Genomic DNA, 13,316 nt, shown 5'->3' on the forward strand with positions numbered 1-13,316 from the left:
CTTGTGTCGGAGGAGTATCGACGAATGCGACAGCGGTGCGCGGCAGTCGCCGGAACGGAAGGAATCGAGTCGCGCCGGAGCCCGGCGGGGTCAGTGTCGTGTCGCGTTGCGCGGGTGCGCGCGATGATTTCGTGGCGGGCGTACCCCGGGATATTCGGGCGTGAGTTGCGGTGTGGACAGGCCTGATCGGTAGAGCCCGTACGTGATTCGCTGTTGCGCGGTGGCTGCCAGTTCATCCCGGAGCGCGCCGTCGCGCAGGATTGCTTGGGGACCGAGCAGGCCTTCGACGACGGCGAGCGCACCGGCGGTGTCGCCGTGTGCGAGACGTTCGCGAACGCCTGCGAGACAGTCCGGTTGGCGATGCGCATGATCGATCGCCTGTAGGCAGGGCACCGGGGCACCGGTCAGCGCTGCCAGGAGTTCCTCGCGCCGGATCTCGGCCGGGTCGTGATCCAGCGCGGACAGCACACCGTCGACCAGGCCGATCCGGTGTTGCTCGCCACGGCATTCCACTACCTGCGTGCGTTCGCCGGGCAGGGAGACCCGGACGGAGTCCCTCGGCGAATACTCCGGCACCAGCGCCGCCGCGACCATCGGATGCAGTCGATCCGGCGAGATCGCGCCGGTACGAAGCAGTTCCAGGTCGGGTGACTGCCAGGTCGCGGCGTCGGGCAGCACCGGTAGCGCGGACACGGCTCCGGCCGGATATCCCGTCGCGATCCGCAGACCGGCCGGCTCCAGCTCGGCGATCACCCGTTGCCGGGCACCCAGCCGCACCAGGACCGTATTCGTGTGCCGCTCTTCGGAATCGAGCAGAATTCTCGCCTCGTCCGCCCACCGTTCCACGGCGTATCCGTGCTCGGGTAGCGCGATTTTCAGTAGGGCCGGGTCCAGCGCGGACCGGTCGGCGCGTGGTTCGGCTCCGCACCGCCCGCGCAGCTCATCGGCTCTGCGTGCATCCCAGAGGTGCCGGTGCAGGTCCATCCGGAAGCGGCGGTCCGGCCGGGGATGCGGGTGCTGCCCGGCCGTTGCCCCTGCCTTGTCCCACAGCGCGAGACTGACCCGTTGCCCGGCATCCGCCCAGGCGGGCGCCGTACGGACCACCAGATGCACGAAACCGGCTGCGCCCCAAGAATACCGAGCGAGTGTGATCGTCAGTCCCGGCCGGAGCAAACCATCTGGTGCAACCCGCGGCAGGTGCCAGCGCAGCAGATCCGGGGCCAGATGCCGAAGGTCGGACTGCATATCGGCGGCCAGCTCCCGGCCGTACGTCCTTGCCACAGAACGCATGTCGAGGTCGACATCGAATCCCGCGGCAGCACAGGAACCCGCCCAATCCCCGGCCTGACGCCGAGCGGTAGCGGTCTCGATCATGGAGGGCGGCACGGCGAATTCCCGCACGCGCGGCCAGAAGGAAGCGAAGGAATAGTCCGCATTCGTCTGCACAGTGAGCATCAGCACTCACCTAGGACGAACGGGACCCCCAATCTACGATCAGAAATCATCATCGAGCCGATGATAGAGCGCACCGCCGAAACTCGCCAACTCACGGCTCGACGTTGGCCGAACCCGCCAACGTCAGCCAACGAAAGTATGTGGATTCGGCAGTGTCATCGTCCGATTCCTACAAATAGAGTCTCGGTACAACACTTGGTTCAACAACGCGGCCGACGGCCGCCTGCCGAAGGAATTGCCTGTGAAGGTGCAGATCAAAACCGCGCCGCCGGTGGCGCATGCGTCCATGCTGGGTCTCGGGGTGTATCGACCCCGCCGGGTGGTCCCCAATGCCGAGATCGTCGACCGCATCGAATCCTCGGACGAATGGATTCGGACGCGGTCCGGTATCGGGGCGCGACGGTGGGCGGAGCCCGACGAGACCATTGTCGAGATGAGCGCGGCGGCGGCACGGAAAGCGCTCGCCGCAACCGGGATCGACACCGAGCAGGTCGACGCGGTCGTGCTGGCCACGTCGTCGCAGATGGTGCTGGGACCGGCGGCGGCCGCGGTGGTGGCCACCGAACTGGGGATGCACGACACTGCCGCGTTCGACATCTCCGCGGGCTGTGCCGGATTCTGTTACGCGCTGGCCAGCGCGGCGAGTTTGGTTCGCGCCGGCGAAGCCCGCAATGTCCTGGTCATCGGCGTGGAACGACTGTCGGATCTGCTCGACCCCACCGACCGGGGCTGCGCGTTCATCTTCGCCGACGGGGCCGGCGCCGTTGTCGTCGGCCGGGCGGAGTCCGAGGGAATCGGGCCGGTCGCCTGGGGCTCGGACGGTAGCCAGACCGCTGCGATCAAGCAGGACAAGGATTTCCAGCAGTACTTCGCCGAAGTGGCGGCGGCGGAAGCAAGTGGCGGGACGTCGGAGCGGCCGTACATTCGAATGAATGGCCAGGCGGTATTCCGTTGGGCTGTCACGTTCTTGGAGAAGGCGTGCCGTGATGCGCTGGATCGGGCCGGTGTCACGGTCGAGGACCTGGATGCTTTCGTGCCGCACCAGGCCAACAGCCGGATCACCGACGCGCTGATTCGGGTACTGGAGGTGCCGGACACCGTCGCGGTAGCGCGTGACATCGCAGAAGCCGGAAACACCAGTGCTGCGTCGATTCCGCTGGCGATGGAAGAGCTGCTGCGCTCCGGCGCTGCCCAGCAGGGCGACACCGCGTTGCTCCTCGGTTTCGGTGCCGGGCTGGCCTACGCGGGCCAGGTTGTTCGCCTGCCTTCGATCGGGTGAGTCACGGGGCCGGATAGTTTTTGACGGGACTGTCCAACGGTGGTTGTATTTGCCTGTGCCTGAACGGTTTTCAAGTGTCCGCAGGAGTCGGCGCTGGGCGGCGGCGCTGGTCGCCGTGGCCGGCTGCCTGGTTGTGCAGCAGGCGGGTGCCGCGAGCGCCGCGCCTGCGATAACGCTGCCGCCGGTGCACGCCGGGTTCGATTACCAGATCACGAGCGCTTACGCGCCGCCGCCCGGCGTCACGGTTGTCAGTCGTGATCATGGCGCCGAGCGGGCCGAGGGGCTGTACAACATTTGCTATGTGAATGGCTTCCAGGTGCAGCCGGACGCCGAGAGCGAGTGGCCCGCGGATCTGTTGCTGCGGGACAAGGACGGCAATGTCGTCTACGACGCGGTGTGGAACGAGGCGTTGCTGGATATCCGCACCGCCGACAAACGCACTCGGATCGCGGACCAGGTCGGGCTGTGGATCGACGAATGCGCGAGCAAGCGGTTCAATGCGGTCGAGGTCGACAACTATGACAGCTACAGCAGGTCGCAGGGGCTGCTGACCACCGACCAAGCGGTCACCTTCATCGCCTTGCTCGCCAAGCGCTCGCATGACCGCGGCCTCGCCATCGGCCAGAAGAACGCCGCCGAGCTCGTCGACCAAAAGACCACTGCCGGACTGGATTTCGCGGTGGCAGAGGAGTGTGGCGACACCGAGGAGTGCGGTGTCTACGCGACCGCCTATGGCGACCACGTCATCGATATCGAGTACACCGAAGCCGGCCTGGCAGCGGCGTGCGCGGGTTATGGCAGCAAGATGAGCATCGTGCTCCGAGATGTCGAGGTTTCCACCCCGGGTGACCCCGGCTACGTCCGGAAGACCTGCTGAACAGGCGAACCCCCGCGGCGCCTAGCCGCGGCCCATGTAGGGCATTCCCGTCGCCATGACCGTCAGGAACGGGACGCTCGTGGTCAGCGGCAGATCGATGGTCTGAACGACCAGGCGGGCGACGTCGTCGGCGGCCATGGTCGGTTCGGGCCGGACGGTGCCGTCGGCTTGGAGCGCGCCCGCGGCGATCCCGGCGGTGAGTTCGGTTGCCGCATTGCCGATGTCGATCTGGCCGACCGCGATGTCGTGGGTACGACCTTCCAGGGCAAGGGCTTTCGTGAGACCGGTGATGGCGTGCTTGCTGGCCGCGTAGCCGACCGTGTTCGGCCGGGGTGTGTGCGCGGAGATCGATCCGTTGTTGATGATCCGGCCGCCGCGCGGCTGCTGCGTCTTCATCAGCCGGAACGCGGCTTGGGCACACAGGAACGAACCGGTGAGATTGGTGTCGATCACGCGCCGCCAATCCTGCACGGACACTTCGTCGATGGGCTGCGAAGGGCCGAAAATGCCCGCGTTGTTCACGAGGACGTCCAAGCGGCCCCACCGGCCGGTGATGTGCTCGAAGAGGGCGGCGACGGCATCCGGGTCGGTGACGTCGGACGGAACGGCCGTCACGGCCCCCGGTCCGAGCGCGGCGGCGACGGTCTCGTCGAGTGTCGCGCCGGTGCGTCCCACGGCGATCACCTGATGGCCCGCCGCGGCCAGGGCGAGGGTGATGGAACGGCCGAGGCCGCTGCCGGCGCCGGTGACGAGGACGATCTTGGATGTGGACACGAAGACGAGCGTAACTCGAAGATCTAGAGCTCGGACGCCACCTCTGTGCGAGCGCCGCGATCGAACACCAACAGGCCGAATACCAGCGCGGGGACGATCATGAGCAGGGCGTTGGAGCCCCACCACACGACGCTGAAATCGCCGTAGTAGGCCCAGAACGAGATCGCCATGAACCCGGCGCAGAACGTCAACGTGAGACCGACCGTCAGGACGATCCAGCCGAGCCGATGGCGAACGCGGACCAGATACACACCCGCGAATCCGAAGATCGAAGCGGCCAGATCCAGCGGAAAGAACGACCAATTCCAGGCCTGCACAACGGGATTCGTGTAGTCACGAAAAGCCGCGTCCTTCGGAATCGCGTCCACCGCGACCGCGATCCAGTAGACCATCAACAGCGCATCGGTCACGAGCAGCAGAACCTTGCCCACCTTCAACCGCATGAAGCCCTCCTCCCCCGGTCAGCGTAGCCGTCGCGAGGGTACAGAAAGAGAACGGTGTCAGGGGTGGTGTCAGCCGGGTGTCAGAGCGGTGTCAGCCGACCCCGCCAAAGTGTGTACATCGAACAAAAACAACCGGCACAAACCCAAGTGCCACAACCACTTTCGAGGAGCACACCATGTCCACCACCGCCATCACCCTGACCGACGCCGACAACAGCACCCTGCGCACCGCCGCCTACGGCACCATCGCGCTGCTGGCCGCCGCCGGCGCACCACACAAGGGCATCGCCTCCGGTTCCATCGCCCTGACCTCCGCGACCGGACTGGTCGGCCACGTGCTCTCCACCAAGTCCAAAGACATCCACCTGCACGGCAAGTCGGTCGCCGAACTCGCCGACCAGGTCCTGCCGAGCCTTACCGCCGCCATGCACCTGCTCACCAACCAGGCTCCCGCCGAAGCCGACAACTTCCGCGACACCATCCTGGTCACCGTCGAAGCCGCGACTCAGACCGGTAAGAGCGCACCCAGCCCGGCCGTGACCGCGATGGCACGCAAGATCACCGCAGCCCTCGACGCCTGACGAATCCGACACCCGCCCACCACAACTGGTGGGCGGGTGATGGTTTGATGCGCTACCACGATTCGATCAGCGGCACATCGTGCTCCTGCCGCCGCCATTCCGCGGAGAGGCGAGCGAGCCGGGCCGGGTTGGCGATGCCGCGCACTGCCGCGACCTTGTCCGCACGAATCTCCAGGATCGCGACGCTCAGGACGCGGTCGTCGAGCGTGAAGACCATGGCCGGGCAGCCGTTGACCAGGGCGGCGTAGATCGAGGGCGCGCCACCGGCGAGTTTGCGTTTGGCCGCAGAGGGTTTCAGGCCGGCGCTCAGCACGCCCGCGAGCCGCTGCGGGGTCGAGTGCACGATCAGCTTCCGCGCCAGGCCGCCGACGCCGTCGGAGGTGCCGGTCGCGTCGTCGGTCAGCAGCGCGATCAGCTGTTCGGTGCGGCCGGAGGAGGCGGCCTCGACGAAGGCTTGCACGATTCGACGGGCGGCGGCCTGGTCGATGTCCGTACTGGTGCCGGCGGCGGCGATTCGACGCCGGGCCCGGTGCAGGTGTTGCTGACTTCCGGATTCGGTGATGTCGAGGATCTCGGCGATCTCGGCGTGGCGGTAGGAGAACGCCTCGTTCAGCACGTACACGGCGCGTTCGATCGGCGAGAGGCGCTCCATCAGCATCAGCACCGCGAGGGTCACCGATTCGCGCTGCTCGACGGTGTCGGCCGGACCCAGCATCGGGTCGCTGTCGAGCAGGGGTTCGGGCATCCACGCGCCGACCGTGCGTTCGTGGCGCACCTTCGCCGAACGGAGCCGGTCGAGCGCCAGATTGGTGACGATCTTGGTCAGCCAGGCCTCGGGCACTTCCACGTACTCCCGGTCGGCGGCCTGCCATCGCAGGAACGCGTCCTGCACCGTGTCCTCGGCGTCGGCGGCCGAGCCGAGGAGACGGTAGGCGAGCGAGGCCAGCCGATTCCGGCTGGCCTCGAAACGCGTCACGGTGGCAGTGTCCATGAGGCGTGACTTTATGCGGTGACGACCTCGGGCGAATACCCGCTGGTAATGGCCAGGCGGTACTGGTGATTCGGCTTTCCGAAGGTCGGGCGGCTGATCGCCCAGCCGCTGACTGCCACGATCGCCGACTTGACTCCGGCCGCCGACCGGCCGCACAGCGCACCGGGCTTCGAGCGAGCGTCACCGTCGACCAGCTGGAAGATCGCGTCCTTGCGGCCGAGACTGATGTGGTTGCCGACATAGGACAGCCCGGCTGTCTTGATCTTGCGCCCGGTCCGGTCGCCGATGATCGCGGCCACCGCCTGCGTGCCGGTGAATCCCGCGGAAGCGCAGGACATCGGCAGCGGCCGGCCGTTGTCGCCGATGACGAAGGCGCTGTCACCGGCAACATAGACATCCGGGTGCGAGACCGACCGCATCTGACGGTCGACCCGGATCTGGCCGTTGGCTTCCACCGCGAGGCCGCTGGCGGCGGCGATCGGGTGCACGGCGAAGCCGGCGGTCCACACGGTCGCGTCGGCGGCGAACACGGTGCCGTCGGCGGCGATCGCCGCCGTTTCCTCGACGCGCTCGATACCGGTGTGCTCGTGGACGGTGATACCGAGCCGGTCGAAGGCGTTCAGCAGGTGACGGCGAGCCTTGGGGCCCAGCCAGCCGCCGAGTTCGCCTCTGGTGGCGAGGCTGACCTGAAGTCCTGGACGGGATTCGGCGATCTCGGTGGCGGCCTCGATCGCGGTCAGGTTGCCGCCGACGACCAGCACCTTCCCTTCCTCGCCCAGCTCATCCAGGCGTGCGCGCAGGCGCAGCGCCGCCGGTCGTGCGGCTACGTGGAAGGCGTGCTCGGCGACGCCCGCGACGCCGTGGTCGGCGGCGGTGCTGCCCAGCGCGTAGAGCAGGGTGTCGTAGCCGATCCGGCCAGCGCCCGCGCTGTCGGCGACTGTGACAGTCCGGTGCTCGACGTCGACGTCGGTGACCCGCGCGACCCGCAGCCGAATGTCGGTGCCCGCGAACACTTCCGCCAGCGGCCGGTGCCGGAGCTCGTGCCCGACGGCGAGTTGATGCAGGCGCAGCCGCTCGACGAAATCGGGTTCGGCGTTGACGACGGTGATCTCGAAGTCGTCGGAATGGAGTTGGCGAGCCAGGTATCCGGCGGAGAAGGCTCCGGCGTATCCGGCCCCGAGAACGACGATGCGGTGCTTCATGATGCGCTCCTGTCTGGTTCTTGTGCTCCCTGAACGAGACAGCCCCCGAGTTCCTGACAGGATCGATCAGTGACCTGCGTCACCCGCCGCCGCGAAGCTCATTCACACAATGCGTGGGTGAGGATCCCGCCGATGTCCACCGACGCGGGTTTGCCGGTGAAGGAGACGGTGACCGCGCGGCCCGCGGCGGTGGCCCCGGAGATGGCGGTGAAGCCGCGGACGCCGCCGATGTGGCCGACATATTGTGCGCCGCAAGGGAGTTGGGCGTAGCCGACGCCGAGCCCGTAGGACATGCCGTCACCGTTGCCCATATCGACCCCGTCGAGCATTTGCCGCAGCTGGGGTTGCGGGACCACCTGGCCGGACAGCAGTGCGGTGTAGAAGCGGTTCAGGTCGGCGCCGGTGCTGACCAGCGCGCCTGATGTCCAAGGAAGCGAGGGTTCCATCAGCGTGACGTCGGTGATGGTGCCGTCGACGGCGGTGTAGCCGGTGGGATGTGGGGCGCGCAGACCGGTTTCGGCGGTGGCCGGGAGGTAGGTGTCCGACAGGCCCAGTGGGGTGAGGATGCGATCGCGGAGCTCATCGGTGAAGCGGTGTCCGGTGACCGCCTCGATCAGCATGCCCGCGACGATGTAATTGGTGTTGGTGTACTGGAATCGGGCGCCTGGGGCGAATTGCGCGGGCAGCCGCAAGGCGATCTCGATCTCCTGCGCCGGAGTGTAGGTGTGGCCGTTGCGGGCCGCCGCGTGCTCGTTCAGTTCCGGGGTTTCCGCCGGCTCGGGCAGGCCGCTTCGATGGCCCAGGATTTGGCGGACGGTGATGGCGCGGCCGTCCACACCGTCGCCGGTGAGCAGGCCGGGCAGATAGGTGTCGATCGACATGTCGAGGTCGACGCGCTGTTCGGCGACCAGTTGCAGCACGATCGCGGCGGTGAAGCTCTTGGTGACGCTGCCGACCCGGACATACTGCGGACGATCGGCGGGAATCGTTGCGCCCGTAGCGATGTCGGCGCGGCCTGCGGTCGAAACGGTGGTGCCGCCGTTGTCGGTGAGCGTGGCGATTGCTCCGACGGCGCCCGCGCGGATCACCGCGTCGAGGTCGCCGCGCACCGCAGTCATGGGGGCGGCGGAGGGCTCGGCCGCGCTCGTCGCACAGGCGGACAGGAGCACCGCGGCAGTGCAGATCGGGAGGGTGAAGACTCGTAAACGCATGAGCCGACGGTAGGAATCGCAGGCCCGCGAACACATTGGACCGCAGTACTACAAGCACCCCGGACTGGAGTGCCAGGCGCGCCTGGCACTCCAGCTGTCAGCGGGTGGCGATGATCGCCGAACCGTGCCCGAAAAGCCCTTGGTTCACGGCGATTCCGGCACGCGCGTCCTCGACCTGACGGCCGTCGGCCTGCCCGCGCAACTGCCAGGTGAGCTCGCAGATCTGCGCGATCGCCTGCGCGGGGATCGCCTCGCCGAAACTGGCCAGCCCACCGCTCGGATTCACCGGGACGCGTCCACCCAATGTTGTTGCGCCACTGCGCAGTAGCGCCTCGGCGCCACCGGTTTCGCAGAGCCCGATGTCCTCGTACCAGTCCAGCTCCAGCGCCGTGGACAGGTCGTAGACTTCGGCGAAGGACAGGTCCGCGGGCCCGAGCCCGGCCTCTTCGTACGCGGCGTGCGCGATGGCCGAGCGGAACGCGCGCGGCGGCTCAGCGAAAGCCACCGCCGAGTCCGTCGCGAAATCCGGCAGATCGAGGACGGTTTTCGGGAACGTCGGGGTGACCGTCGACAGCGCCCGGATGCGGACCGGATCGGCGACACCGTGGCGGCGCGCGAACTCCATCGAGGTCAGCACCAGCGCGGCCCCGCCGTCGCTGGTGGCGCAGATGTCGAGCAGCCGCAACGGATCCGAGACGATCGCGGAGGCGGCCACCTCTTCTGCCGAAACTTCCTTGCGGTAGCGGGCATACGGGTTGTTCAGGCCGTGCTTGGCGTTCTTCACCTTGACCGCGGCGAAATCATCGAGCGTGGCGCCGTGCATCGCCATCCGGCGGCGGGCATAGAGCGCGAAATAGATGGGGTTGGTGGCGCCGAGCAGGTGGAAGCGCAACCAATCCGGATCGTCGCGCCGCTCACCGCCGACCGGCTGGAAGAAGCCCTTCGGGGCGGCGTCCGCGCCGATCACCAGCGCCACGTCGCACAATCCGGCCAGGATCTGGGCACGGGCGTTGGCGATAGCCTGCGCACCGGACGCGCAGGCGGCGTAACTGCTCGAGATCCGCGCGCCCGACCAGCCCAGCGCCTGGGCGAAGGTCGCGCCGGCGACGAAACCGGGGTATCCGTTGCGGATGGTGTCCGCGCCCGCGATGTAGCCGACGTCGCGATGGTCCACCCCGGCATCGGCCAAGGCCGCGCGGGCGGCGACCAGCCCGTATTCGACGAAGTTTCGCCCCCACTTGCCCCACTGGTGCATGCCCGCACCGAGGACGGCGATGTCGCGATTGGTGTCAGTCATTGACCGGCCTCCACATCCACACGGTGTGCTCCGCTTCCTCGTCGGCGTAGAGCGTGCCCAGGGCCAGCTCGACCGGCATGCCGACGGCCAGGTCGTCCACCGTGAATCCGGGCACGACCTGCCCGAGAATCACCATCTGCTCGACCTCGAGTTCCACTGCCGCAACGACATACGGCACGAACGGATCGGGCGAGATGTAGGGCGCGGGCGGTTTGTAGCGGGCGTCCGCGTACGACCAGATCCGGCCGCGCGTGGAAAACAGGTATTCGGCGAGCTCGGAGCCGTCCTTCGGCGCCGCGCAGTACGGGTTGCGACAGGCGAGGGTGTTCCGCGGGAAATACGGTGTGCCGCAGGTATTACAGCGACTTCCCTGAAGACGTATCGCGCCGTCTTCCGTGGTGAACCAGTCCGCCACGGCGGGGCGTTGTTCTTTCTGCACAGGGCCGACGGTATAGGAACACGTTCTACCTTGGGGGCGAAATCGGCTCCGGCGCCGCACGGGCGGCGGTACGGTGCTTGCGATGGGCACGAAAGCTGTTGAACCGCGGGCGATCCGTAACGTCGTTCTCTTCGGGGATCTCGACGGGACGACCGGCTTGGCTCAGCGGCTGGCTCGGCTGTCCGGAAACCGGCCCGCCCCGGCCGTGATCCATTGGGCGACAGATCAAGTCGAGCACACCATCCGGGTCGCCGACGTCTCGGACCACCCGCCGGAGCGGTCCATCCGGGTAGCCGATGGGGCGATCGCGGTCATCGATGCCGCCACGGGCAGCACCTCCCGGCTGGAGGCGATGTTGCGGGCCGCCGACGACTACCAGGTCGCCCGGCTGTGCCTGATCACCGGACTCGATCGGCCCGGCGCCGACTTCGACCGCTGCGTCCGCCGGATCACCGATATTCGCGGCGCGGTCCCGTTGCCGCTACAGATTCCGGTCGGCGCGGGCGTGGCGTTCGACGGTGTCATCGATCTGATTCGGATGCCCGCGTCCGCCGAAATTCCTGGGAGCAGTTGGCGAATCGCCGAGCCTTGGCATCGCGCGCTCATCGCGGCGGTGGGCGAGCAGGACACCGAGCTCACGCCCGAACGGCTGCACTACCGCATCCGCCGCCTCACCCGCCTCGGCGAGGTTGTGCCCGTCCTGTGCGGCGTATCGCCCGGCAGCGACGATCTCGCCTCGCTGCTGGACGCCGTCGTCCGATACCTGCCCTCCCCCATGGACGTCTGTCAACCCGAACACGCCCTCGACTATTGACCGCGGTGGCGTATCGGCTATTCGGCGAGCTGATCCGCCTTCGGCCGTCTCTCGACCTCGGTGGATCGTGCGGAAGCGATCGTCTGCTGTGCGCGCCGGCGAGGCTGGCATCGTTCCGAGCACGCGGTGTGGATTTCCGCGGCACGGATCGCATCGATGACGTCGAGTTCGCCCGGGTCGGAAAGGCAGTCGTAGAGGTTCTGGTAGAGCCGTAACGTAGGCGCGTACTGGAAGCTCATCGGCGTAACCCCTTCGATACTCGCAGCCTCGCGGCTTGTATCCGGAATTAGCGGGATAGTTACCGCCCGCTGTAACGCGACAGCCATGAAGGTTCTTTACCCAGATAATCAGCGTTGAACCCTCGTGATGCGGAGCTGTAGCCGAGGCGCCGAGTTGGACCGTTGAGCGGGACCGGCATCGCCGCGCGCGGTCCGGGCGAGGTAAGCCCGACGCATGAGTGAATCTATCGGCCCGCTGGTGCCCACCGACGAAGGTTTCCATCATCAGATCGTGGACACCTTCGCCACGGTGGCAAGCAGCGATCTGTCCTGGACCGAGAAGGTGTGCGCCATGGCGGCGGCTCGAGATGGCAGTCTGCAGTTGGGGTTCGGGCTCGGCAAATATGTGAACCGCAATGTCATGGATGGCTACGCGGGCATATCGCGCGGCGTCGAGCAGGTTACGGTGCGCGCCAATCGGGAGCTGCTGCCGGAGCCGGAGCGCACCGTGATCGGGCCGGTCCGCTACGAAGTGCTCGAACCGCTGAAGAAGATCCGGTTCGTGCTGGAGCCCAACGATATCCAGCCGATCGCCTTCGATTGGACCTTCACCGCGGAACTGCCCGCCCAGCTGGAGGACCGTACCCATATGCGCGCCGGCTATCGAGTCTCGGCGAATCTGGTGCGCTACCACCAGATCGGCGTCGCCTCCGGCTGGGTCGACATCGACGGCCGCCGTACCGAGATCACCCCGGAGGATTGGGTTTCCACCCGGGACCACTCCTGGGGCGTGCGCTACGACGTCGGCCGGCCCCGCCCCGACGTGCAGGCGATGGAGCTGCCGCCTGAGGTTTCCTTCCGGATGATCTGGTGTCCGGCGCTGCTCGAGCGCGCGGACGGCAGCCGCTACGGCATCCACCTGCACTATCAGATCATCGAGGCGACCGGGTTCTCGTCCAAGACCGTCATGGGCGGGCTGCAATATTCGGACGGACGAGTGCTGCGCTGGCGCGATCTGACTCCCGAGCTTCGATTCGATCCCGATAATCGGCGACTGCTGGGCGGCCGTATCCATGCCACCGACGTCGACGGCACCGCCCGCACCCTGGACATCGAGGTGGTCTCCGACACCGGATTCCACCTGGGCGCGGGTCTTTACCACGGTTACAAGGATCGCTTCCACGGCGAATGGCTCGGCCCCGGATCCCATCTCGACGGCGAGCGGATCGCCGACTGTTCCACCCCTGCCAACGCCCGCCAGTTGCACCAGATCCGCGATACCGTCGTGCGCATCACCGACCCGGTCGGCGGTGGTGTCGGCTACGGGAACTGCCAGCCGATCATCACCGGCGCCGACGCCGCGCTCGGGCTGAGCATGGACAGCAGCTTCATGTAGCGGGGCGCGACAGTGCGCGCGCCGGGCACCACTGCCGGGTTTCGACCCGCCCCTGACCGTTGCCGGTGGGGATCGCGAAACCCGCCAGCCCGAGCCAGGCTCCGTCGGTGCAGCGGGCCCAGGCGTAGAGCAGGCCCGGGACGGTCCCCGCGGCCAGGTGCAGGCCGCCTGCTTTGACGCGCAGCGACACCGCGTCGCGGCGGAAGGCTCCGGCGGCGGGAAGCGCGATCGTCAGGTCGACGAGCACCGGTTGCGGCGGATCGACCACCCGCCGCAATGGGCGGGTGAAGTCGTCACTCCAGTACTCGAACATGCGTTCGATGTTCTCATACCGTTCGG

15 protein-coding genes are annotated in these 13,316 nt (G+C 67.5%); 5 read left to right on the top strand and 10 right to left on the bottom strand.

Annotated elements, in window-relative coordinates; all coding sequences use genetic code 11:
* Window positions 1–90 precede the first annotated feature (90 nt).
* Window positions 91–1,455: a hypothetical protein gene (locus tag IBX22_RS34310; RefSeq protein WP_194819975.1), complete on the bottom strand. Its 1,365-nt coding sequence runs from the start codon at window positions 1,453–1,455 to the stop codon at window positions 91–93.
* A gap of 286 nt (window positions 1,456–1,741) precedes the next feature.
* Between IBX22_RS34310 and IBX22_RS34315 the strand changes: the two genes are divergently transcribed.
* Together IBX22_RS34315 and IBX22_RS34320 are read left to right on the top strand one after the other, a co-directional pair.
* The gene (locus IBX22_RS34315) at window positions 1,742–2,734 is read left to right on the top strand and encodes a beta-ketoacyl-ACP synthase III (RefSeq protein WP_194820096.1); all 993 of its coding nucleotides are present in this window, start codon (window positions 1,742–1,744) and stop codon (window positions 2,732–2,734) included.
* A 55-nt stretch (window positions 2,735–2,789) separates the two neighbouring features.
* Window positions 2,790–3,611 (top strand): endo alpha-1,4 polygalactosaminidase, encoded by an 822-nt coding sequence (locus IBX22_RS34320; RefSeq protein WP_309234909.1) that lies wholly within the window; start codon window positions 2,790–2,792, stop codon window positions 3,609–3,611.
* 21 nt (window positions 3,612–3,632) lie between these two features.
* Here IBX22_RS34320 and IBX22_RS34325 read toward each other — a convergent pair whose 3' ends face one another.
* Window positions 3,633–4,385: an SDR family oxidoreductase gene (locus tag IBX22_RS34325; protein ID WP_194819977.1), complete on the bottom strand. Its 753-nt coding sequence runs from the start codon at window positions 4,383–4,385 to the stop codon at window positions 3,633–3,635.
* A gap of 23 nt (window positions 4,386–4,408) precedes the next feature.
* Entirely contained in the window at window positions 4,409–4,828 is a 420-nt protein-coding gene (locus IBX22_RS34330; RefSeq protein ID WP_194819978.1) for a DUF5360 family protein, read from the bottom strand.
* Between the two features lie 176 nt (window positions 4,829–5,004).
* On the opposite strand from IBX22_RS34330, the gene IBX22_RS34335 reads away from it, so the two are divergent.
* Window positions 5,005–5,409 carry a hypothetical protein gene (locus tag IBX22_RS34335; RefSeq protein WP_194819979.1) on the top strand — a complete coding sequence of 135 codons (405 nt, stop codon included), beginning with the start codon at window positions 5,005–5,007 and terminating at the stop codon, window positions 5,407–5,409.
* A gap of 52 nt (window positions 5,410–5,461) precedes the next feature.
* On the opposite strand, the gene IBX22_RS34340 is transcribed toward IBX22_RS34335, so the two are convergent.
* The 5 genes from IBX22_RS34340 to IBX22_RS34360 form a co-directional block, all read right to left on the bottom strand.
* On the bottom strand, window positions 5,462–6,400 hold the full coding sequence (locus IBX22_RS34340) for a sigma-70 family RNA polymerase sigma factor (RefSeq protein ID WP_194819980.1): 939 nt from the start codon (window positions 6,398–6,400) through the stop codon (window positions 5,462–5,464).
* Between the two features lie 11 nt (window positions 6,401–6,411).
* Window positions 6,412–7,602 (bottom strand): NAD(P)/FAD-dependent oxidoreductase, encoded by a 1,191-nt coding sequence (locus tag IBX22_RS34345; RefSeq protein ID WP_194819981.1) that lies wholly within the window; start codon window positions 7,600–7,602, stop codon window positions 6,412–6,414.
* Between the two features lie 98 nt (window positions 7,603–7,700).
* Entirely contained in the window at window positions 7,701–8,813 is a 1,113-nt protein-coding gene (locus IBX22_RS34350; RefSeq protein WP_228540064.1) for a serine hydrolase, read from the bottom strand.
* A 97-nt stretch (window positions 8,814–8,910) separates the two neighbouring features.
* Window positions 8,911–10,110, bottom strand: a complete 1,200-nt coding sequence (locus IBX22_RS34355) for a lipid-transfer protein (RefSeq protein ID WP_194819983.1) — start codon at window positions 10,108–10,110, stop codon at window positions 8,911–8,913.
* The gene (locus IBX22_RS34360) at window positions 10,103–10,549 is read right to left on the bottom strand and encodes a Zn-ribbon domain-containing OB-fold protein (RefSeq protein WP_375540309.1); all 447 of its coding nucleotides are present in this window, start codon (window positions 10,547–10,549) and stop codon (window positions 10,103–10,105) included. The genes IBX22_RS34355 and IBX22_RS34360 overlap by 8 nt, the downstream gene beginning before the upstream one ends.
* Before the next feature lie 82 nt (window positions 10,550–10,631).
* Here IBX22_RS34360 and IBX22_RS34365 point away from each other — a divergent pair, with 82 nt between their 5' ends.
* Window positions 10,632–11,363 carry a GTP-binding protein gene (locus IBX22_RS34365; protein ID WP_194819984.1) on the top strand — a complete coding sequence of 244 codons (732 nt, stop codon included), beginning with the start codon at window positions 10,632–10,634 and terminating at the stop codon, window positions 11,361–11,363.
* 17 nt (window positions 11,364–11,380) lie between these two features.
* On the opposite strand, the gene IBX22_RS34370 is transcribed toward IBX22_RS34365, so the two are convergent.
* Window positions 11,381–11,602 carry a hypothetical protein gene (locus IBX22_RS34370; protein ID WP_194819985.1) on the bottom strand — a complete coding sequence of 74 codons (222 nt, stop codon included), beginning with the start codon at window positions 11,600–11,602 and terminating at the stop codon, window positions 11,381–11,383.
* A gap of 214 nt (window positions 11,603–11,816) precedes the next feature.
* On the opposite strand from IBX22_RS34370, the gene IBX22_RS34375 reads away from it, so the two are divergent.
* Window positions 11,817–12,977, top strand: a complete 1,161-nt coding sequence (locus IBX22_RS34375) for a hypothetical protein (RefSeq protein ID WP_194819986.1) — start codon at window positions 11,817–11,819, stop codon at window positions 12,975–12,977.
* On the opposite strand, the gene IBX22_RS34380 is transcribed toward IBX22_RS34375, so the two are convergent.
* Window positions 12,970–13,290, bottom strand: a complete 321-nt coding sequence (locus IBX22_RS34380) for a hypothetical protein (protein ID WP_228540065.1) — start codon at window positions 13,288–13,290, stop codon at window positions 12,970–12,972. The two genes, IBX22_RS34375 and IBX22_RS34380, sit on opposite strands and share 8 nt — an antisense overlap.
* Between the last annotated feature and the right edge of the window lie 26 nt (window positions 13,291–13,316).

Origin of the sequence: Nocardia sp. XZ_19_385, assembly GCF_015355755.1 — a bacterium.
In the GTDB taxonomy this organism is placed as follows: Bacteria; Actinomycetota; Actinomycetes; order Mycobacteriales; family Mycobacteriaceae; genus Nocardia.

Coding starts and splice junctions, on each gene's coding strand:
- IBX22_RS34315 (WP_194820096.1), top strand. CDS start 1,742: ATGCTGGGTCTCGGGGTGTATCGACCCCGCCGGGTGGTCCCCAATGCC.
- IBX22_RS34380 (WP_228540065.1), bottom strand. CDS start 13,290: ATGTTCGAGTACTGGAGTGACGACTTCACCCGCCCATTGCGGCGGGTG.
- IBX22_RS34340 (WP_194819980.1), bottom strand. CDS start 6,400: ATGGACACTGCCACCGTGACGCGTTTCGAGGCCAGCCGGAATCGGCTG.
- IBX22_RS34330 (WP_194819978.1), bottom strand. CDS start 4,828: ATGCGGTTGAAGGTGGGCAAGGTTCTGCTGCTCGTGACCGATGCGCTG.
- IBX22_RS34345 (WP_194819981.1), bottom strand. CDS start 7,602: ATGAAGCACCGCATCGTCGTTCTCGGGGCCGGATACGCCGGAGCCTTC.
- IBX22_RS34370 (WP_194819985.1), bottom strand. CDS start 11,602: ATGAGCTTCCAGTACGCGCCTACGTTACGGCTCTACCAGAACCTCTAC.
- IBX22_RS34335 (WP_194819979.1), top strand. CDS start 5,005: ATGTCCACCACCGCCATCACCCTGACCGACGCCGACAACAGCACCCTG.
- IBX22_RS34365 (WP_194819984.1), top strand. CDS start 10,632: ATGGGCACGAAAGCTGTTGAACCGCGGGCGATCCGTAACGTCGTTCTC.
- IBX22_RS34350 (WP_228540064.1), bottom strand. CDS start 8,813: ATGCGTTTACGAGTCTTCACCCTCCCGATCTGCACTGCCGCGGTGCTC.
- IBX22_RS34310 (WP_194819975.1), bottom strand. CDS start 1,455: ATGCTCACTGTGCAGACGAATGCGGACTATTCCTTCGCTTCCTTCTGG.
- IBX22_RS34375 (WP_194819986.1), top strand. CDS start 11,817: ATGAGTGAATCTATCGGCCCGCTGGTGCCCACCGACGAAGGTTTCCAT.
- IBX22_RS34355 (WP_194819983.1), bottom strand. CDS start 10,110: ATGACTGACACCAATCGCGACATCGCCGTCCTCGGTGCGGGCATGCAC.